The 19,359-nt window shown below is 70.8% G+C and carries 16 protein-coding genes; 9 read left to right on the top strand and 7 right to left on the bottom strand.

The features are described from left to right. Nucleotides 1-34: 34 nt before the first annotated feature. The 5 genes from ACFYZQ_RS00355 (at nucleotide 35) to ACFYZQ_RS00335 (ending at nucleotide 6,696) form a co-directional block, all read left to right on the top strand. Nucleotides 35-1,306 (top strand): ABC transporter substrate-binding protein, encoded by a 1,272-nt coding sequence (locus ACFYZQ_RS00355; RefSeq protein ID WP_389139973.1) that lies wholly within the window; start codon nucleotides 35-37, stop codon nucleotides 1,304-1,306. A gap of 131 nt (nucleotides 1,307-1,437) precedes the next feature. Next, nucleotides 1,438-3,084 (top strand): glycoside hydrolase family 13 protein, encoded by a 1,647-nt coding sequence (locus tag ACFYZQ_RS00350; protein WP_389139971.1) that lies wholly within the window; start codon nucleotides 1,438-1,440, stop codon nucleotides 3,082-3,084. A 40-nt stretch (nucleotides 3,085-3,124) separates the two neighbouring features. Continuing rightward, nucleotides 3,125-4,450, top strand: a complete 1,326-nt coding sequence (locus tag ACFYZQ_RS00345) for an ABC transporter substrate-binding protein (RefSeq protein ID WP_389141819.1) — start codon at nucleotides 3,125-3,127, stop codon at nucleotides 4,448-4,450. Between the two features lie 8 nt (nucleotides 4,451-4,458). Further along, the gene (locus ACFYZQ_RS00340) at nucleotides 4,459-5,832 is read left to right on the top strand and encodes an ABC transporter permease subunit (protein WP_389139968.1); all 1,374 of its coding nucleotides are present in this window, start codon (nucleotides 4,459-4,461) and stop codon (nucleotides 5,830-5,832) included. Nucleotides 5,833-5,856: 24 nt separating this feature from the next. Continuing rightward, nucleotides 5,857-6,696, top strand: a complete 840-nt coding sequence (locus ACFYZQ_RS00335) for a carbohydrate ABC transporter permease (protein WP_389139966.1) — start codon at nucleotides 5,857-5,859, stop codon at nucleotides 6,694-6,696. 60 nt (nucleotides 6,697-6,756) lie between these two features. Here ACFYZQ_RS00335 and pgl read toward each other — a convergent pair whose 3' ends face one another. From pgl to tkt, 5 genes are read right to left on the bottom strand one after another with little or no spacing between them, the layout of a single operon-like run. After that, nucleotides 6,757-7,539 carry a 6-phosphogluconolactonase gene (pgl, locus tag ACFYZQ_RS00330; protein ID WP_389139963.1) on the bottom strand — a complete coding sequence of 261 codons (783 nt, stop codon included), beginning with the start codon at nucleotides 7,537-7,539 and terminating at the stop codon, nucleotides 6,757-6,759. Then, nucleotides 7,536-8,657 (bottom strand): glucose-6-phosphate dehydrogenase assembly protein OpcA, encoded by a 1,122-nt coding sequence (opcA, locus tag ACFYZQ_RS00325; RefSeq protein WP_389139960.1) that lies wholly within the window; start codon nucleotides 8,655-8,657, stop codon nucleotides 7,536-7,538. Before opcA ends, pgl begins: the two co-directional genes overlap by 4 nt. Beyond that, nucleotides 8,654-10,210: a glucose-6-phosphate dehydrogenase gene (gene zwf, locus ACFYZQ_RS00320; RefSeq protein ID WP_389139957.1), complete on the bottom strand. Its 1,557-nt coding sequence runs from the start codon at nucleotides 10,208-10,210 to the stop codon at nucleotides 8,654-8,656. Before zwf ends, opcA begins: the two co-directional genes overlap by 4 nt. 1 nt (nucleotide 10,211) lies before the next feature. Continuing rightward, nucleotides 10,212-11,330 carry a transaldolase gene (gene tal / locus ACFYZQ_RS00315; RefSeq protein ID WP_389139953.1) on the bottom strand — a complete coding sequence of 373 codons (1,119 nt, stop codon included), beginning with the start codon at nucleotides 11,328-11,330 and terminating at the stop codon, nucleotides 10,212-10,214. A 33-nt stretch (nucleotides 11,331-11,363) separates the two neighbouring features. Next, the gene (tkt, locus tag ACFYZQ_RS00310; RefSeq protein ID WP_389139950.1) at nucleotides 11,364-13,451 is read right to left on the bottom strand and encodes a transketolase; all 2,088 of its coding nucleotides are present in this window, start codon (nucleotides 13,449-13,451) and stop codon (nucleotides 11,364-11,366) included. Nucleotides 13,452-13,828: 377 nt separating this feature from the next. On the opposite strand from tkt, the gene ACFYZQ_RS00305 reads away from it, so the two are divergent. The 4 genes from ACFYZQ_RS00305 to ACFYZQ_RS00290 all read left to right on the top strand — a co-directional run bounded on the left by ACFYZQ_RS00305 (nucleotide 13,829) and on the right by ACFYZQ_RS00290 (nucleotide 17,424). Further along, on the top strand, nucleotides 13,829-14,782 hold the full coding sequence (locus tag ACFYZQ_RS00305) for a heme o synthase (RefSeq protein WP_389141817.1): 954 nt from the start codon (nucleotides 13,829-13,831) through the stop codon (nucleotides 14,780-14,782). 354 nt (nucleotides 14,783-15,136) lie between these two features. Further along, nucleotides 15,137-15,469 (top strand): hypothetical protein, encoded by a 333-nt coding sequence (locus tag ACFYZQ_RS00300; protein ID WP_389139947.1) that lies wholly within the window; start codon nucleotides 15,137-15,139, stop codon nucleotides 15,467-15,469. A 68-nt stretch (nucleotides 15,470-15,537) separates the two neighbouring features. Next, on the top strand, nucleotides 15,538-16,644 hold the full coding sequence (locus ACFYZQ_RS00295) for an amidohydrolase family protein (RefSeq protein WP_389139944.1): 1,107 nt from the start codon (nucleotides 15,538-15,540) through the stop codon (nucleotides 16,642-16,644). Between the two features lie 18 nt (nucleotides 16,645-16,662). After that, complete coding sequence (locus ACFYZQ_RS00290; protein WP_389139942.1) at nucleotides 16,663-17,424, top strand: nucleotidyltransferase; 762 nt, start codon at nucleotides 16,663-16,665, stop codon at nucleotides 17,422-17,424. Between the two features lies 1 nt (nucleotide 17,425). On the opposite strand, the gene ACFYZQ_RS00285 is transcribed toward ACFYZQ_RS00290, so the two are convergent. Together ACFYZQ_RS00285 and ACFYZQ_RS00280 are read right to left on the bottom strand one after the other, a co-directional pair. After that, entirely contained in the window at nucleotides 17,426-18,436 is a 1,011-nt protein-coding gene (locus ACFYZQ_RS00285; protein ID WP_389139940.1) for a heme A synthase, read from the bottom strand. 34 nt (nucleotides 18,437-18,470) lie between these two features. Next, on the bottom strand, nucleotides 18,471-19,241 hold the full coding sequence (locus tag ACFYZQ_RS00280) for an ABC transporter permease (protein ID WP_389139937.1): 771 nt from the start codon (nucleotides 19,239-19,241) through the stop codon (nucleotides 18,471-18,473). Between the last annotated feature and the right edge of the window lie 118 nt (nucleotides 19,242-19,359).

Raw genomic sequence — 19,359 nt, 5'->3', positions numbered from 1 at the left:
GGTGCCCGCGGTGCCAGTGTGCAAGGAGGAACCTATGCGGTGGACGAGCGCCGCCGGTAGAGTCCTTCTCGCCCTCGTCGTGGTCATGACCGGGTACATCACCTCGGGCGCCCACGCCGACGAGGGCGGCACCGGGGGCCGCGGCCCGCTCACCCTGGCCACCGCGGGGGACCTCACCGGCTATCTCGGCCCGCTGCTCCAGGGCTGGAACCGCACCCACCCCGGGGAGAAGGTCCGCCTGGTCGAGCTGCCGGACTCCGCCGACGAGACGCACGCGCAGATGACCACCGACCTGCGCGACGGCGACCGCAGCCGGTTCGACGTGCTCAACATCGACGTCAACTGGACCTCGGAGTTCGCCGCCGCCGGCTGGATCCGGCCGCTGCCGGCGGACCGCTTCCCCCTCGGCACCTTCCTGCCCCCGGTCGTCGACACGGCCAGGTACAACGGACGGCTGTACGCCGTCCCGTACGTCACCAACGCCGGCCTGCTCCTGTACCGCAAGGACATCCTGGACAAGGAGGACGTGCCGCCGCCGCGCACCTGGGCCGAGCTGGAACACGACGCGAAGACCATCGCACCGAAGTACGGGCTCGGCGGTTACGCGGGCCAGTTCCTGCCGTACGAGGGCCTCACGGTCAACGCGGCCGAGGCCGTCTACTCGGCGGGCGGGACCATCCTCGGCGACGAGGGGGAACGCGTCACCGTGAACTCCTCCGCCGCCCGCGAGGGCATCGGTTTCCTGGCGCGCGGCTTCCGTGAGGGCTGGATCCCGAAGCAGGCGCTGACGTACAAGGAGGAGGAGTCCAAGGACGCCTTCCAGGACGGCCGTCTGCTCTTCCTGCGCAACTGGCCCTACGCGTACGCCGTCGCCTCGGCCAGGGGCTCCAAGGTCGCCGGGAAGATCGGCGCCGTACCGCTGCCCGGACCGGACGGGCCGGGCAAGAGTGTCCTCGGCGGCTCCAACCTGGCCGTGAACACACATGCCCGGCACCCCGACTCCGCCGCGCGTCTCATCGCGTACCTCACCAGCGAGCCCGTCCAGCGCGAGGTCCTCACCCGTGGCGCGCTGCCGCCCGTACGTGCTGCGCTGTACGAGGACCCCGAGCTCGTACGGGAGTTCCCGTACCTGCCGACCCTGCGCACCGCCCTGCGCGACGCCAAGGCGCGTCCCAAGAGCCCGCGTTACGACCAGGTCAGCCTGGTGGTGCAGGCGGTGGTGCACGATGCGCTGACCGGGCGGGAGACGCCCGGGGTGGCGGTGCGGCGACTGGCGCGGGAACTCGACGCCGTCGCCCATCGATAGTTACCTGTTAGGTAACGCGAACATCTCAACTGGGCGCGAGATGCCCGAATAAGTCGTGATTTCAGCCTCCCTTGCCTCGGGAGTCTCTGTTCTTTTCATTGACACCCCTGTGAAACGCCTACCTAACATGCATGCATAACTGCTGCCCTTCACAGAGACAGGCCACAGGGTTGAACAGGCTTCATTGGTGGCGTGACGCGGTGATCTACCAGGTCTACGTCCGCAGCTTCCTCGACAGCACCGGCGACGGCGTCGGCGACCTGGCCGGCGTCCGGGCCGGGCTGCCGTACCTGAAGAAGCTCGGCGTCGACGGGATCTGGCTGAGCCCCTTCTACCCCTCGCCCCAGCACGACCACGGCTACGACGTCGCCGACTACTGCGACGTCGACCCGCTCTTCGGCGACCTCGCCGAGTTCGACCTGCTGATGGCGGCCGCCCGGCGGCTCGGTGTCAAGGTGCTCCTCGACATCGTCCCCAACCACTGCTCCAGCGAGCACCCGTGGTTCCGCGAGGCGCTCGCGTCGGCGCCCGGCAGCCCGGCCCGCGCCCGCTTCCACTTCGCCGACGGCCGCGGCCCGGACGGCGGCGAACCGCCCAACAACTGGCATGCGATGTTCGGCGGCCCGGCCTGGACCAGGGTCGGCGACGGCCAGTGGTACCTGCACATGTTCACGCCCGAGCAGCCGGACTGGAACTGGCGCCACCCCGACGTCCCCGCCGAGTTCGACCGCGTGCTGCGCTTCTGGCTGGACCGGGGTGTCGACGGCTTCCGTATCGACGTCGCCGCCGGACTGTTCAAGCACCCGGACCTCCCCGACTCCGACGACCCCGAGGCCGACGCCCGCACCCGCGACTCGGTCAACCCGCTCGCCTGGAACCAGCCCGAGGTGCACGGCGTGTGGCGGCACTGGCGGTCGGTGTGCGAGGAGTACACGGCCCGCGACGGCCACGAACGCCTCCTCGTCGGCGAGGTCTCGGTGCCCAGCGCCCGCGAACACGCCCAGTACGTCCGCCCCGACGAACTCCACCAGGCCTTCTTCTTCGACCTGCTCAGCGCCCCCTGGGACCCCGACGCCTTCCGCAAGGTCATCTCCGAGGCCATGGACGACATCGCGGGCACCGGTTCGACGGTCACCTGGGTCCTCAACAACCACGACCAGGTCCGCACCGTCACCCGCTACGGAGAACCCGCGACCGAGGGCAGCGGCCTGGGCACCGCCCGCGCCCGCGCCGCAGCCCTGCTGATGCTGGCGCTGCCCGGAGCGGCGTACATCTACCAGGGCGAGGAACTGGGCCTGCCCGAGGTCGTCGACCTGCCCGACGACGTGCTCACCGACCCGATCTTCCGGCGCACCGGCAGCCGCGCCCGTATCCGCGACGGCTGCCGCGTGCCACTGCCCTGGTCCGGGCAGGCCTCCCCGTTCGGCTTCACGTCCGGGGCGGAGAGCGCCAAGCCGTGGCTGCCGCAGCCCGAGTACTTCGCCGAGTACGCCACCGACCGCGCCCTCGCCGACACCCGCTCGTTCTGGCACCTCTACCGCGACGGCCTCCAACTGCGCACCGCGCTGCCCCAGTTGGGCGAGGGCTCGCTGCGCTGGCTGGAGACCCCGCCGGGCGTCCTCGGCTTCGTCCGCGGCGACGGCCTCGTGTGCGCCGTCAACTTCGGTACGGCGCCCACGCCCGCGCCGGTCCCCGGCACCCCCCTGCTGTCCAGCGGCCCCTGCCCGGCCGGGGTGCTCCCCGGCTCGACGGCCGCCTGGTGGATCAACGACCTCTGACCCGCCCGTCACCTCCCCACCCCCCGAAGGGACATCAATGATGATGCGACGACGCACCACCCTGCTCACCGGCTGCACCGCCCTCGTCCTGACGCTCGGCGCGACCGCCTGCGGCGGCGGCCCGGTCTCCGCCGGCGGCGGCGACAAGGCGCTCAGCGGCCAGACCGTCACCGTCGCCGGTGTCTGGTCCGGCAGCGAGCAGAAGAACTTCCAGAAGGTCCTGGACGCGTTCACCGCGAAGACCGGCGCCAAGACGCAGTTCGTCTCCACCGGCGACAACGTCTCCACCGTCGTCGGCAGCAAGATCGAGGGCGGCAACGCACCCGACGTCGTGATGGTGCCGCAGGTCGGCGTGCTCCAGCAGTTCGCGAAGAAGGGCTGGCTCAAGCCGCTGTCCGCCACCACCGAGAAATCGGTGGACGCCGGTTACGCGCCCGTCTGGAAGAAGTACGGCAGTGTCGACGGCCGCCTGTACGGCCTCTACTTCAAGGCCGCCCACAAGTCGACCGTCTGGTACAGCCCCGACGCCCTCAGCCAGGCCGGGGTGAAGCCGCCGAAGACGTACGACGCGATGCTGAAGGCCGGACACACCGTCTCCGACTCAGGGCTCGCCGCCTTCGCGGTCGCCGGACAGGACGGCTGGACCCTCACCGACTGGTTCGAGAACATCTACCTCTCCCAGGCCGGGCCCGAGAAGTACGACGCCCTCGCCACCCACAAGCTGAAGTGGACCGACGCGAGCGTGGTCAAGGCGCTCGGCACGCTCGGCAAGCTGTTCAAGGACAAGCAGCTGATCGCGGGCGGCCAGAAGGAGGCCCTCAACACCGACTTCCCGGGCTCGGTGGAGAAGGTGTTCGGACCCAAGCCCGAGGCGGGCATGGTCTACGAGGGCGACTTCGTCGCGGGCGTCGCCCACGACCAGTTCGGCAAGGCCATCGGCAAGGACGCGAACTTCTTCCCGTTCCCGGCGGTCGACGGCGGCAAGGCGCCGGTCGTCAGCGGCGGTGACGCGGCCGTGGTGCTGAAGGACGGCAAGAACTCCAAGGCCGGCATGAAGCTCCTGGAGTACCTGGCCACGCCCGAGGCCGCGGCGGTCTGGGCGAAGGCGGGCGGCTTCCTGTCCCCGAACAAGAAGCTGGACCTCGCCTCCTACGGCGACGACGTCACCCGCGCCACCGCCAAGTCCCTGATCGCGGCCGGTGACTCGGTCCGCTTCGACATGTCCGACCAGGCACCCGCCTCCTTCGGCGGCACCAAGGGCGTCGGGGAGTGGAAGCTGCTACAGGACTTCCTGCGCGACCCGTCGGACCCGAAGGGCACCGCGGCGAAGCTCGAGGCCGCGGCGGCCAAGGCCTACCAGGACTGAGCCGGCCGATGACCGCCACCACACTCGTGAGGAAGAAAGGGGCGAGCCCGCCGCCACCGCCCGGCGCGCTCGCCGAACGCGCACGACGCTCGCGGCGGCGCGGCCGGATCGTCGCCCTGCTCTTCGTCTTCCCCGCCCTGCTCCTGCTCGGCGCGCTCGTCGTCTACCCGGTGCTGTTCTCCGTCGGCCGCAGCTTCTTCGACGCCTCCGGCAGCCGTTTCGTCGGCGCGGACAACTACACCGAGATGTTCCGCGACCCGGCCACGCTCACGGCCATCCGCAACACGACCATCTGGGTCGTCGTGGCCCCGGCCCTGCTGACCGGACTCGGCCTGATCCTGGCCGTCCTGGTGGAGAAGGTCCGCTGGGCGACGGCGTTCAAGCTGCTGCTGTTCATGCCGATGGCGGTGTCGTTCCTCGCGGCCGGGATCATCTTCCGGCTCGCGTACGACGAGGATCCCGGCAAGGGCGTGCTCAACGCCGCCGTGGTCTCCGTGCACGACGCCTTCGAGGACGCGTCGTCCTACCCGACGGCACGGGCCCGGCTCGGACACGGCCTGACCCAGGACCACGACGGCTCGTACACCACGAAGGCGAGCGCGTCCCCGGGTGACCTGGTGACGCTGCCCATGGTCGGCGTCCTCCCCAAGGACTTGCCCAAGGGCGCCTCGCCCGCCTACCCGGCGGCCGCGAAGAAGCCCGCCGCCGGTGAACTGCGCGGCGTCGTCTACCTGGACTTCACCCCCGGTGGCGGCGGCACGCAGGGCAAGGTCGACCGACGGGAGAGCGGGCTGCCCGGCATGACGGTCGAGGCGGTGCGGGACGGAAAGCCGGTCGCGAGCACCACCACCGCGTCCGACGGCTCCTTCCGCTTCCCGGGACTGCACACGGGCTCGTACGCGCTGAAGCTGCCGGAGTCGAACTTCGCGCCGCCCTACCAGGGCGTCTCCTGGCTCGGTCCGACCCTCGTCACGCCCGCGATCATCGGCGCGTACCTGTGGATCTGGACCGGGTTCGCGATGGTGCTGATCGGCGCGGGCCTGTCGACCCTGCCCCGGGACGCACTGGAGGCGGCCCGGATGGACGGCGCGAACGAATGGCAGATCTTCCGCCGCATCACCGTCCCGCTGCTCGCCCCCGTCCTCACCGTGGTCTTCGTGACCCTCGTGATCAACGTGATGAAGGTCTTCGACCTCGTCTACATCATCGCGCCCGGCCCGGTGCAGGAGGACGCCACCGTACTGGCCACCCAGATGTGGCTGGTGTCCTTCGGCGGCGGCAACAACCAGGGCCTCGGCAGCGCGCTGGGCGTGCTCCTGCTGCTGCTCGTGGTCCCCGCGATGGTCTTCAACGTCCGCCGCTTCCGCAGGAGTCAGCGATGAGGAGTCAGCGATGAGGAGTCAGCGATGAACGCGGTCAGGCGCGGCCTCGGAAACGGGCTGGTGCAGGCCTTCCTGGTGGTGATCGGCCTGGTCTGGCTGACGCCGCTGGCGGGGCTGTTCCTCTCCTCGCTGCGGTCGGCGCAGGACACCGCCAAGGGCGGCTGGTGGACCGCACTGGCCAGCCCCGGGCAGCTGTCCTTCGACAACTACTCGGCGCTGCTGAAGAACTCCGGGATGACCCAGGCGTTCTGGAACACGGTGCTGATCTCGGTGCCGGCGACGCTCCTCGTCGTCGTCATCGCGTCCCTCGCCGGATACGCCTTCGCCTGGCTGGACTTCCCCGGACGCGAGCCCGTCTTCCTGCTCGTCGTGGCCCTGCTGGTGGTGCCCGTGCAGATCGGTCTGCTCCCGGTCGCCAAACTCTTCGGTCAGCTGGGCCTGTTCGGCACGATTCCCGGCGTCGTCCTCTTCCACGTCGCCTACGGACTGCCGTTCGCGGTGTTCCTGCTGCGCAACTACTTCGCCGAGATGCCCAAGGAGATGCTGGAGGCCGCCCGCATGGACGGCGGCAGTGAGTGGCGCATCTTCACCCGTCTCGTCCTGCCCGTCGGCCGGCCGGCCATCGCCAGTCTCGCCATCTTCCAGTTCCTGTGGGTCTGGAACGACATGTTGGTGGCCCTGCTGTTCGCCGACAGCTCCTCCCAGCCGCTCACCGTGGAACTCCAGTCCCAGATCCGCCAGTTCGGCAGCAACATCGACGTGCTCGCTCCCGGCGCGTTCCTGTCGCTGATCGTGCCGGTGGTGGTGTTCTTCGCCTTCCAGCGGCACTTCGTGCAGGGCGTGATGGCCGGGTCGGTGAAGTAGGGGCCCAAGAAAAAGGGCGGCGTGGGGAATCCCCGCGCCGCCCCTTCTCTCATCGCCGTCTCACGGCGAAGCCGGTGGATACAGCGACCGCGGCAGCCGGGAGGCCGCCGCCGAGTCCAGCAGCCACAGGGTGCGGGAACGGCCGTAGACACCCGCGGCCGGGGCCTGGATCTCGCCCGCGCCCGAGAGGGCGATCGCCGCGGCCTGCGCCTTGTCCTCGCCCGCCGCCAGCAGCCAGACCTCCCGCGCCGCCCGGATCGCCGGCAGGGTCAGGGTGACCCTGGTCGGCGGGGGCTTGGGGGCGCCGTGCACGCCGACCACCATGCGCTCGGTCTCCCGGACCGCGGGCAGCTCGGGGAAGAGCGAGGCCACATGGGTGTCCGGGCCGACGCCCAGCATCAGGACGTCGAAGGCGGGGACGCTGCCGTGGTTCTCCGGTCCGGCCGCCTTGGCCAGCTCCGCCGCGTACGCCTCCGCCGCCGCGTCCACATCGGCACCGTGCGGACCGTCCGAGGCGGGCATGGCGTGCACGCGCTCCGGGTCCAGCGGCACCGAGTCGAGCAGCGCCTCGCGGGCCTGGGTGACATTGCGCTCCGGGTCGCCCTCCGGCAGGAAGCGCTCGTCGCCCCACCACAGGTCCAGCCGGGCCCAGTCGACGGCGTCCCGGGCCGGGGCCGAGGCCAGCGCCGCCAGCAGACCGTTGCCGTTGCGGCCGCCGGTGAGCACCACGGACGCGGAGCCCCGCGAGGACTGCGCGTCCACGATCTTGGTGATCAGCCGGGCCGCGGCGGCCTGCGCCATCAGTTCCTTGTCGTGGTGCACGACCAGCTGCGGGGTGCTCACTTCGCCGCCGCCTTCTTCGTGGGCTCCTGCTTCACCGGGGCCTGCGCCGCCGCGTCCTTCGCGGGAGCTTTCGCAGCCGTTTCGACAGGGGCCTCGACCCCGAGCCGTTCCCCTGCTCCTTCCGCTCCTGCTCCTTTGCCGGAGGCTTCGCCTCCTTTGGCGGCGGGTTCCCCGGCCGGGGAACCGCTCCACGGAGATCCCAGCCGCTCGACCCCGTAGCGCAGCGCCGACGCGTACGTGTCGTCCGGGTCGAGCCGCCGCAGTTCCTCCGCGATCAGCTCGGCCGTGTCACGCCGCTTCAGCGCCACCGCGCGGTCCGGCTGGCCCTGGATGGACAGCGTGGCCAGCGAACCGTCCGCGCGGTCCAGCGTTATCGGGCCGTTGCTGGTCTCCATCCGGACCGCCGTGAGCCCCGGACCGGAGGACAGGGAACGCCTGACGGGGACGTCCAGCCGGTCCGCGAGCCACATCGCCAGCAGCTCGCAGCTCGGGTTGAACTCCTCGCCCTCCACCTCGACGGCCTTGACCTCGCACACGACCTGGTCGAGGGCCGCGGCCAGCATCGAACGCCAGGGCGTGATCCGGGTCCAGGACAGGTCCGTGTCACCGGGCGTGTAGGCGCCGGCGCGGGCGGACAGCTCCCGTACCGGCTGCTCGGCGGCGTAGGTGTCGGTGACCCGGCGCTGGGCGAGCGCGCCCAGCGGGTCGCTGGCCGGGTCCAGCGGGGCGTTCACCGGCCACCAGACGACCACCGGGGCGTCCGGCAGCAGCAGCGGCAGCACCACGGAGTCGGCGTGGTCGGAGACCTCGCCGTGCAGCCGCAGCACCACCGTCTCGCCGGAGCCCGCCTCCGCGCCCACCCGCACCTCGGCGTCCAGCCGGGACTGCGTGCGGTCGCGGGGGGAGCGGGAGACTCGCTTGATGACCAGCAGCGTGCGCGAGGGATGCTCGTGCGAGGCGTCGCTGGCGGCCTTCAGCGCGTCGTAGGCGTTCTCCTCGTCGGTGACGATGACCAGGGTGAGCACCATGCCCACGGCGGGCGTGCCGATGGCCCGGCGGCCCTGCACCAGCGCCTTGTTGATCTTGCCGGCCGTGGTGTCCGTGAGGTCTATCTTCATGGCCGGCGCCAGCTCCGTCCGTCTCGTGCAAGCATCTCGTCGGCCTCCGCGGGACCCCACGTGCCCGACGGGTACTGTGCGGGCCTGCCGTTCTTGTCCCAGTACTCCTCGATCGGGTCGAGGATCTTCCAGGACAGCTCGACCTCCTCCGTCCGCGGGAAGAGGTTGGCGTCGCCCAGCAGCACGTCCAGGATGAGCCGCTCGTACGCCTCCGGGCTGGACTCCGTGAAGGACTCGCCGTAGGCGAAGTCCATGGACACGTCCCGGATCTCCATCGAGGTGCCCGGCACCTTCGAACCGAACCGGACCGTGATGCCCTCGTCGGGCTGGACACGGATGACGACCGCGTTCGAGCCCAGCTCCTCGGTCGCCGTGTGGTCGAAGGGGGAGTGCGGGGCCCGCTGGAAGACCACCGCGATCTCGGTGACCCGGCGGCCCAGCCGCTTGCCGGTGCGCAGATAGAAGGGGACGCCCGCCCAGCGGCGGTTGTCCACCTCCAGCTTGATCGCGGCGTACGTGTCGGTCTTCGACTTGGCGTCGATGCCGTCCTCTTCGAGGTAGCCGATGACCTTCTCGCCGCCCTGCCAGCCGGCCGCGTACTGTCCGCGCACGGTGGCGCTGCCCAGGTCCTTCGGCAGCCGTACCGCGCCGAGCACCTTGGTCTTCTCCGCGGCGAGCGCGTCCGCGTCGAAGGAGGCGGGCTCCTCCATGGCCGTCAGCGCCATCAGCTGGAGCAGGTGGTTCTGGATGACGTCACGGGCGGCGCCGATGCCGTCGTAGTAGCCGGCCCGGCCGCCGATGCCGATGTCCTCGGCCATGGTGATCTGCACATGGTCCACGAAGGACCGGTTCCAGATCGGCTCGAACATGGTGTTGGCGAAGCGCAGCGCCAGGATGTTCTGGACGGTCTCCTTGCCGAGGTAGTGGTCGATCCGGAACACCTGGTCCGGCTCGAACACCTCGTGCACGACCCGGTTCAGCTCCTCGGCCGACTTCAGGTCGTGACCGAACGGCTTCTCGATGACCGCGCGCCGCCAGGAACCGCCGGACTGGTCGGCCAGCCCGTGCTTCTTGAGCTGCTGGATGACCACCGGGAAGGAACGCGGCGGCACCGACAGGTAGAAGGCGAAGTTGCCGCCCGTGCCCTGCGCCTTGTCCAGCTCCTCGATCGTGCCGCGCAGCCGCTCGAAGGCGTCGTCGTCGTCGAAGGTGCCCTGGACGAAGCGCATCCCCTGGATGAGCTGCTGCCAGACCTCCTCGCGGAACGGGGTCCGGGCGTGCGCCTTGACGGCGTCGTGGACCTCGGCCGCGAAGTCCTCGTGCTCCCACTCCCGGCGGGCGAAGCCCACCAGCGAGAAGCCCGGGGGCAGCAGACCCCGGTTGGCGAGGTCGTACACCGCGGGCATCAGCTTCTTGCGGGACAGGTCGCCGGTGACGCCGAAGATGACCAGGCCCGACGGCCCCGCGATACGCGGGAGCCGTCGGTCGGCGGGGTCACGAAGCGGGTTCGCCCCGAAACCGCCCGAGCCGGAAGAGCCTGAAGACGGGGACAATTCAGCCCTCCGAAGGAGCGAGGCGCTGCAGCTCCGCCTCCGTCGACTTGAGCAGGTCGTTCCAGGACGCCTCGAACTTCTCGACGCCCTCGTCCTCCAGCACCTGGACCACGTCGTCGTACGCGATCCCGAGCTTCTCGAGCGCGTCCAGGTCGGCGCGCGCCTGCTCGTAGGTGCCGGCGACGGTGTTGCCGGTGATCTCGCCGTGGTCCTCGACGGCCTCCAGCGTGGCCTCCGGCATGGTGTTCACCGTGTTCGGCGCCACCAGGTCGGTGACGTACATGGTGTCCTGGTACGCCGGGTCCTTCACGCCGGTCGACGCCCACAGCGGACGCTGCTTGTTGGCGCCCGCCCGCTCCAGCGCGGCCCAGCGGTCGGAGGAGAAGACCTCCTCGTACGCCTGGTAGGCGAGGCGCGCGTTGGCGACGGCGGCCTTGCCGCGCAGCGCCTTGGCCTCGTCGGTGCCCAGCGCGTCCAGCCGCTTGTCGATCTCGGTGTCCACGCGGGAGACGAAGAAGGACGCCACGGAGTGGATCTTCGACAGGTCCAGGCCGCGCTCCTTGGCCTTCTCCAGGCCCGAGAGGTACGAGTCCATGACGGCCCGGTAGCGCTCGAGCGAGAAGATCAGCGTGACGTTGACGCTGATGCCGTTGCCGATGGTGTCGCTGATCGCCGGGACGCCCGCCATGGTGGCCGGGATCTTGATCAGCGTGTTCGGGCGGTCTACCAGCCAGGCCAGCTGCCGGGCCTCGGCGACGGTCGCCTTCTCGTTGTGCGCCAGGCGCGGGTCCACCTCGATGGAGACCCGGCCGTCCTGGCCGCCGGTGGCGTCGAAGACCGGGCGCAGGATGTCGGCGGCGTCGCGGACGTCCGCCGTGGTGATCATGCGGATGGCCTCTTCGACGGTGACCTTGCGGGCGGCGAGGTCCGAGAGCTGCTGGTCGTAGCCGTCGCCCTGCGAGATCGCCTTCTGGAAGATCGTCGGGTTGGTGGTGACGCCCACGACGTGCTGCTGGTCGATCAGCTCGGCGAGGTTGCCGGACGTGATCCGCTTGCGCGACAGGTCGTCCAGCCAGATCGCGACGCCTTCTTCGGAGAGGCGCTTGAGTGCGTCTGTCATGGAATTACATCTCCTACAGGTCGTATATGAGCGTCAGCGCTGGGCGGCAGCGAGGGATTCCCGGGCCTTGGCGGCCACGTTCTCGGCAGTGAAGCCGAACTCGCGGAAGAGGACCTTGCCGTCGGCCGAAGCACCGAAGTGCTCCAGGGAAACGATGCGACCGGCGTCCCCGACGTACTTGTGCCAGGTCAGACCGATACCGGCTTCCACCGCTACACGTGCCTTCAGGGACGGGGGCAGGACGCTGTCCCGGTACCCCTGGTCCTGCTGCTCGAACCACTCCACGGACGGCATGGACACCACCCGCGTGGGGATCCCCTCGGCCTGAAGCTGCTCGCGCGCCTCGACGGCGACGTGCACCTCGGAGCCGGTGGCGATCAGCGCGACCTGAGCCTCGCCGCCGTCGGCCTCGAACAGGACGTAACCGCCGCGCGCCGCATCGTCGTTGGGCTCGTACACCGGCACGCCCTGGCGGGTCAGCGCCAGACCGTGCGGCTGGCCCTTGCCGAACTCCTTGGTCCAGCGCCGCAGGATCTCGCGCCAGGCGATCGCGGTCTCGTTGGCGTCCGCCGGACGCACCACGTTCAGACCCGGGATGGCGCGCAGCGAGGCCAGGTGCTCGATCGGCTGGTGGGTGGGGCCGTCCTCGCCGAGGCCGATGGAGTCGTGCGTCCACACGTACGTCACCGGCAGGTGCATCAGGGCCGACAGGCGAACGGCGTTGCGCATGTAGTCGGAGAACACCAGGAAGGTGCCGCCGTAGATGCGGGTGTTGCCGTGCAGGGCGATGCCGTTCATCTCCGCGGCCATGGAGTGCTCGCGGATGCCGAAGTGGATCGTGCGGCCGTAGGGGCTCGCCTCCGGCAGCGGGTTGCCCTCGGGGAGGAAGGAGCTGTCCTTGTCGATGGTCGTGTTGTTCGACCCGGCCAGGTCCGCGGAGCCGCCCCACAGTTCGGGGATGACCGCGCCGAGCGCCTGCAGCACCTTGCCGGACGCGGCACGCGTCGCGACGCCCTTGCCGGGCTCGAAGACCGGGAGCTTCTCCTCCCAGCCGGTGGGCAGCTCACCCGCGGCGATACGGTCGAAGTCGGCGGCGCGCTCGGCGTTGTTCTCACGCCACAGCTGGAACGACTTCTCCCACTCCGCCTTGAACTCGCGGCCCCGGTCGAGGGCCTTGCGGGTGTGCGCGAGGACCTCGTCGGCGACCTCGAAGCTCTTCTCGGGGTCGAAGCCGAGGACGCGCTTGGTGGCCGCGACCTCGTCGTCGCCGAGCGCCGAACCGTGGGCGGCCTCGGTGTTCTGCGCGTTCGGGGCGGGCCAGGCGATGATCGAGCGCATCGCGATGAAGGACGGGCGGTCCGTGACCTTCTTGGCTTCCTCGATCGCGTTGTAGATCGCGTGCGGGTCCAGGTCGCCGTCGGGCTTGGGGGCGACGCGCTGCACGTGCCAGCCGTAGGCCTCGTACCGCTTGACGGTGTCCTCGGAGACGGCCGTCTCGGTGTCACCCTCGATCGAGATGTGGTTGTCGTCCCACAGCAGGACCAGGTTGCCGAGCTTCTGGTGGCCGGCCAGCGAGGACGCCTCGGCGGAGATGCCCTCCTGGAGGCAGCCGTCACCGGCGATGCAGTAGATGAAGTGGTCGAAGGGGGACTCGCCCTGCGGGGTCTCCGGGTCGAACAGGCCGCGCTCGTAGCGGGCGGCCATCGCCATGCCCACCGCGTTGGCGACGCCCTGGCCGAGCGGGCCGGTCGTCGTCTCGACGCCCCTGGTGTGCCCGTACTCCGGGTGGCCCGGCGTCTTCGAGCCCCAGGTGCGGAAGGACTCCAGGTCCTCCAGTTCCAGGCCGAAGCCGGCCAGGAAGAGCTGTGTGTAGAGGGTCAGGGACGAATGGCCGGCGGACAGCACGAAGCGGTCGCGCGCCACCCAGTCGGGGTCGGCGGGGTCGTGCCGCATCACCTTCTGGAAGAGGGTGTACGCGGCGGGCGCCAGGCTCATGGCCGTACCGGGATGGCCGTTGCCGACCTTCTGTACGGCGTCGGCGGCGAGGACACGAGCGGTGTCGACGGCCCGCTGGTCCAACTCGGTCCACTCGAGGTCTGTTGTGGTCGGCTTGGTGCTCACCCTGAGTCAGGGCTCCTCTCCACATGATCGAATACCGGTGATCTGGGCGCGCGCCCACCGGCTGCCGGTGCACTGGATGCCCACCGGCCGCTGTCGAGCCTACCCCTGTGAGTACGTGCGTTTTTTCGACCGTTCCAGACTGCCGGGCCGGGTGGCGATCCGCCCGCCGACTGGCCGGAACGGCATCGGGCACATGAATACGCAGCCGCTCATCTGACTGCTCAATCGAGTAGCGGTACGTACACCGGATGCCCCTTGCGAACACGAACCCACCCCCGCGAATGTCCGGGTCTGGGCAACGTCTAAAGTGGCGTGGTACGCGCGAGCCCTCACCGCTGTTCACCACCGGGGGGCTCGCTGGGATGTCTCTGTCAGGGGTGTGCGTGACGGCCGTCGAATCCCGTCCAGCCGGGGTGCTGGGGGCGAGCGAGAGCCCGATTCACCGGCCGTTCGGGGCCCGTGTCAAGGCGTTCGTGGCTTTGACCAAGCCTCGGATCATCGAGCTGCTGCTCATCACCACCGTTCCGGTGATGTTCCTGGCGCAGCAGGGCGTGCCGGACCTGGGTCTCGTGCTGCTGACCTGCTTCGGCGGGTACCTCTCCGCGGGCGGCGCCAACGCGCTGAACATGTACATAGACCGCGACATCGACGCGCTCATGGACCGGACGTCGCAGCGCCCGCTGGTCACCGGCATGGTCAGCCCCCGTGAGTGCCTCGCCTTCGGCATCTCGCTGGCGGTCGTCTCGACACTGCTGTTCGGTTTCACCGTCAACTGGCTGTCCGCCTGGCTGTCGCTCGGAGCGCTGCTCTTCTACGTCGTCGTCTACACGATGATCCTCAAGCGGCGTACGTCGCAGAACATCGTCTGGGGCGGCATCGCGGGCTGCATGCCGGTGCTGATCGGCTGGTCCTCCGTCACGAACTCGATGTCGTGGGCGCCCGTCATCCTCTTCCTCGTCATGTTCTTCTGGACGCCGCCGCACTACTGGCCGCTGTCCATGAAGGTCAAGGAGGACTACGCGCGCGTGGGCGTGCCGATGCTGCCGGTCGTCGCCTCCAACAAGGTCGTCGCCAAGCAGATCGTCCTCTACAGCTGGGTCATGGTCGCCGTCTCGCTGCTGCTGACGCCGCTCGGTTACACGGGCTGGTTCTACACGGCGGTCGCGCTGGTCGCGGGCGGCTTCTGGCTGTGGGAGGCGCACGCGCTGCAGAACCGCGCCAAGGCCGAGGTGACGGGCGCGAAGCTCAAGGAGATGCGCCTGTTCCACTGGTCGATCACCTACGTCTCGATCCTGTTCCTGGCGATCGCGGTGGACCCCTTCTTGCGGTGACGCCTGTCGGCGGTGCCGGACGAGGGCGGCGGACGCCCGCCCTGCGCCGTCGGCCCCCGCGCCCGGCCCCGCAGCTCGGAAGCCGGGCGGTGGCCACGCGAGTACGGCGGCGGCGACCGGGCCGGTGCGGTCCGCCACCGGCAGCCGCCGCCCACCTGAGTGCCGTCGCCCGCGCGCCTCTCCGAGGCCTGTGGGGCGACGGCTCCGCCGGGCCGCGGCGGCGCTGCGGACGCCGATGGCACCGACCCGCGCGGTCGAATCCGCCCCTGCCCCGAAACGCCGTCGGCACGGCGTGGTCAAGGCCACGCAATCCGGCCGTCGCCGTTTGGTCTACCCGTCGGTAGCATCCTGGTCATGGCAGACACGCAGCAGGTTGACCCCAAGGCAGAGCGCAAGGTGGCGAAGCTCGCCAAGCAGATCGACGCCTTCGCCAAGGCGCACGGCGGTGCCGAGGGGCAGGTGGCCCACATCGGTGAGCGCGGCGCCCGGATCGTGCTCGTCGGCGAGGACGGCGGCTGGGGCGACCTGGTGGCGCCCAGCCGGCCCATCGCCGAGCAGGCCGTGCACAAGGCCGGCATCACCGTCCACGAGGCGTTCGACGGCGAGTTCGCCGGCAAGGTGAAGACCGGCCGGTACGAGTGGGCGCGCATGGCCGGGATCCAGGTGGGCGGGCCGAGCAACTCGTAGCAACACCTCACACCGGGTTCACCCGTTAGGACCTCAAGGAGGACGAGGCCCAGTCACGGAGAGCCCGGATGATCGAAACGCCGTCGCTGGTGGACCAGTACTGCCACGGCGTCCTGCGCACGGAGCTGGGACTCGGCACGTTCGAGGCCCAGCTGGCCCGCACCGAGGGGCCGCCCGCGCCCGGCACCACCCTCTTCGACACACAGACCGGGTTCGCCGTCCGCCGCTGGTGCCCCCCGCTGCTCGGCCTGGAACCGCACTGTCCGCCCGCGCGCTATCTCGCCCGGCGCCGTGAACTGGGTGTACTGGAGGTCGGCCGCCGCCTGCTGAGCGGCAGCGGCATCACCACCTACCTGGTCGACACCGGCCTGCCGGGCGACCTGACCGGGCCCGCCGAGATGGCGTCGGCGGGCGACGCCGACGCCCGCGAGATCGTCCGCCTGGAACTCCTCGCCGAGCAGGTCGCGGACACCTCCGGCACCGTCGAGTCGTTCCTCGCCAACCTCGCCGAGTCGGTGCACGGCGCCGCCGCGCACGCCATCGCCTTCACCTCGGTGGCGGGCGTCCGGCACGGGCTGTCGCTGGCGCCCGAGCCGCCCGGGCCGGGGGAGGTGCGGGGTGCGGCGGGCCGCTGGCTGGCCGGGCGGCGGGTCGGCGGCGAGCTGAGCGACCCGGTGCTGCTGCGGCACCTGCTGTGGATCGCGGTCGCCTCGGGCCTGCCGCTCCAACTGCACGCGGGGCTCGGGGAACCGGGCGTGCGGGTCGACCGCACCGACCCGGCCCTGCTGACCGACTTCGCACGGGCCACCGCGGGCCTCGGCACCGACCTCGTCCTGCTGCACGGCTACCCGTACCACCGTCACGCCGCCCACCTCGCCGGCGTCTTCCCGCACGTCTACGCCGACTCCGGCGCCGCCCTGGTGCGCACCGGCGCCCGGGCCGCGACGATCCTCGCCGAGGTCCTGGAACTGGCCCCCTTCGGAAAGATCCTGTTCTCCAGCGGCGCCCACGGCCTGCCCGAACTGCACGTCGTGGCGGCCGGCCTGTTCCGCGAGTCCCTCGCCCGGGTGCTGGGCACCTGGGTGGCCGAGGGCGCCTGGTCACTGGGGGACGCGCAGCGGGTGGCCGCGATGGTGGCGGCGGGGAACGCCCACAGGGTTTACGGGCTGGGGTGAGCTGTAGAGACTGGGGGGATGCCGACCCATGATCCGTACCCGTTACCGACCGGCGCCCTGCTCGACCGGTTCCTCGACGCGCTGGCGGTCCTGCGTCCCGTCGCCGTCTGGGCGCACGGCTCGCTCGCCGGGGGCGACTACCAGGAGGGCCGCAGCGACCTGGACCTGATCGCGGTGCTGCCGGCACCCGTCGGGCTGGGCACCGTACGGAGGACCGTCGCGCTGCACCGTCGCCTGCGCTCAGATCCGCTGGCGGCCAAGCTGCACTGCAGCTATCTGGCGCCGGACACGCTGACGGACCCCGCGCGCCCGCACCTGACCTGGGCGTACAACGTGACGCGGCGACCGGTCACGCCCGTCACCCGCCGCGAGCTGCACGCCTTCGGCCGGGTGCTGCACGGCGCCTCCCCGGCCGAGCTGCTGCCTCCCGTACCGGCCCGTCAGCTCACCGACTTCGTCGTGCGGGACCAGCGGGACTACTGGCGGCCCGCGGTGAACAGGGCCCGACTGTGGCGGCAGGACATCTGGGTGGACCTGGGACTGCTCACCCTTGCGAGGGCGACCGCCACACTGCGCGACGGCCGGCTGATCTCGAAGCGGGAGGCCCTGGACCTGCTGCCGGATCTCGGCGCGCCGGGGGATGTGGTGGAGGACATCACACGCCGGCGGTACGGACCTCCGGCGCCGCCGTCCACCCCGGAGTGGACGGCGCGACGGGCGGAACTGACGCGTGGCTACCTGGGCCCGGCGATCGACAAGCTGGTCGCCGGGTACAGGTGAGTCACGCGGGTGTGCCGACCGTCGCCTCGGCCGTGGGACCGGGCACGTCCGCCACGGCCTCCGGCCGTTCGCGCAGCGCCAGCAGCACCCGCAGCACACCGATCCACACCAGGCACGAACCGAGCATGTGCAGACCGACCAGGGCCTCGGGCAGATGCGTGAAGTACTGGACGTACCCGATGACGCCCTGCCCGAGCAGGATCAGGAACAGGTCCCGTGTGCGGGCCGACGGCCCCTTGGGCGCGTCGACCGCCCTCAGTACGAACCACAGGGCGAAGGTCAGCGTCACCACGATCCAGGCGAGCACCGCGTGCAGCTTGGCGACGGTCTCCCAGTCGATCGGGATCCGCTCGACCTCGCTGGAGTCCCCCGCGTGCGGGCCGGCCCCGGTCACCACGGTGCCGACCGCGATGAGCAGGACGGACGCGGCGACCAGGAACCAGACCAGCTGCTGCACCGCCTTGCCGACCAGTGGGCGCGGCTCCCCGTCGCCCTCGCGGGTGCGCTGCCACATCACGGTGGCGACCGCGGTGAGCGCCGAGGCGAGCAGGAAGTGCGCGGCGACCGTGTACGGGTTGAGGCCGACCAGGACCACGATGCCGCCGAGCACCGCGTTGCCCATGACGAGCCAGAACTGGGCCCACCCGAGCCGGGTCAGGCTGCGCCGCCACGGCTTCTGCGAGCGCGCGGCGATGATCGCCCAGCCGACGGCCGCGCACAGTACGTACGTCAGCATGCGGTTGCTGAACTCGACGATGCCGTGAAAACCCATCGCACGGGTCGTGGTGAGCGAGTCGTCGGTGCAGGTGGGCCAGGTCGGGCAGCCCAGGCCCGAGCCGGTCAGCCGCACGGCACCGCCGGTGACCACGATGACCACCGACATCACGAGGGCGGCCAGCGCGGCCCGCTGGACCGTTCTCGGGTTCGGCGTCCAGCGTGCGGCGATGAAGGAGAGCGGGTTGCGCAGCGCCGCTTGGGCGTCGGCGGGGTTCAGCTTTGGCACGTACACCATCGTAGGCCGCCGCTTGTGCATGCGTTCACGAGGGTCACTCCCACCGGAACAGCTTTCCGGCCGCCGCCAGCCCCACGACCGCCCACACGCCCAGGATGCCCAGGTCGCCCCACGGCACCCCGGCTCCGTGCTGGAGCACGTCCCGCAGCCCGTCGGACAGCGCCGAGACGGGCAGCAGCCCGAGCGCGTCCCGGACGCCGGAGGGGTACTTGTCCAGCGGGACGATCACCCCGCCGCCGACGAGCAGCAGCAGGAAGACCAGGTTGGCGGCCGCCAGCGTGGCCTCCGCCTTCAGCGTGCCCGCCATCAGCAGGCCCAGCCCGGAGAAGGCGGCCGTGCCGAGGACCAGCAGGAGCAGCACGGTGGCGGGGTTGCCGCGCGGGGACCAGCCCAGCGCGAAGGCGATCGCCGTGAGCAGGATCACCTGGAGGATCTCCGTGACCAGCACGGACGCCGTCTTCGCGGCCATCAGACCCCAGCGGGGCAGCGGGGAGGAGGCCAGCCGCTTGAGTACGCCGTAGCGCCGCTCGAAGCCGGTCGCGATCGCCTGCCCCGTGAACGCCGTCGACATCACGGCGAGTGCGAGGATGCCCGGGGCGAGGAAGTCGACGGCCTTGCCCGCGCCGGTGTCGACGATGTCGACGGAGCTGAAGAGGACCAGCAGCAGGGTCGGGATCACGACCGTCAGCAGCAGCTGCTCGCCGTTGCGCAGCAGCATCCTGGTCTCCAGCGCCGCCTGGGCCGCGATCATGCGGGGCAGAGGGGCGGCGCCGGGCTTGGGGGTGTAGGTGCCCGCGATGGTCATGAACGCAGCTCCTTGCCGGTCGGCTCCAGGCTGTGCCTACCCGGGGGGCATCCCCCGGACCCCCGGCCGAGAAAGCCGGTGCTGGGCGGAATCATGAACGCAGCTCCTTGCCGGTCAG

It is taken from the genome of Streptomyces sp. NPDC001843, assembly GCF_042891955.1.
Classification (GTDB): Bacteria; Actinomycetota; Actinomycetes; order Streptomycetales; family Streptomycetaceae; genus Streptomyces.
The sequence above is the reverse complement of the archived record's forward strand: the minus strand, read 5'-3'. Positions and strand labels throughout refer to the sequence as shown.

What these genes read in the sequence shown, in the direction of transcription:
- ACFYZQ_RS00355 (WP_389139973.1), top strand. Translation starts at nt 35, where the DNA reads ATGCGGTGGACGAGCGCCGCCGGTAGAGTCCTTCTCGCCCTCGTCGTG.
- ACFYZQ_RS00350 (WP_389139971.1), top strand. Translation starts at nt 1,438, where the DNA reads ATGCATAACTGCTGCCCTTCACAGAGACAGGCCACAGGGTTGAACAGG.
- ACFYZQ_RS00345 (WP_389141819.1), top strand. Translation starts at nt 3,125, where the DNA reads ATGATGCGACGACGCACCACCCTGCTCACCGGCTGCACCGCCCTCGTC.
- ACFYZQ_RS00340 (WP_389139968.1), top strand. Translation starts at nt 4,459, where the DNA reads ATGACCGCCACCACACTCGTGAGGAAGAAAGGGGCGAGCCCGCCGCCA.
- ACFYZQ_RS00335 (WP_389139966.1), top strand. Translation starts at nt 5,857, where the DNA reads ATGAACGCGGTCAGGCGCGGCCTCGGAAACGGGCTGGTGCAGGCCTTC.
- opcA (WP_389139960.1), bottom strand. Translation starts at nt 8,657, where the DNA reads ATGAAGATAGACCTCACGGACACCACGGCCGGCAAGATCAACAAGGCG.
- tal (WP_389139953.1), bottom strand. Translation starts at nt 11,330, where the DNA reads ATGACAGACGCACTCAAGCGCCTCTCCGAAGAAGGCGTCGCGATCTGG.
- ACFYZQ_RS00300 (WP_389139947.1), top strand. Translation starts at nt 15,137, where the DNA reads ATGGCAGACACGCAGCAGGTTGACCCCAAGGCAGAGCGCAAGGTGGCG.
- ACFYZQ_RS00295 (WP_389139944.1), top strand. Translation starts at nt 15,538, where the DNA reads ATGATCGAAACGCCGTCGCTGGTGGACCAGTACTGCCACGGCGTCCTG.
- ACFYZQ_RS00290 (WP_389139942.1), top strand. Translation starts at nt 16,663, where the DNA reads ATGCCGACCCATGATCCGTACCCGTTACCGACCGGCGCCCTGCTCGAC.
- ACFYZQ_RS00285 (WP_389139940.1), bottom strand. Translation starts at nt 18,436, where the DNA reads ATGGTGTACGTGCCAAAGCTGAACCCCGCCGACGCCCAAGCGGCGCTG.
- ACFYZQ_RS00280 (WP_389139937.1), bottom strand. Translation starts at nt 19,241, where the DNA reads ATGACCATCGCGGGCACCTACACCCCCAAGCCCGGCGCCGCCCCTCTG.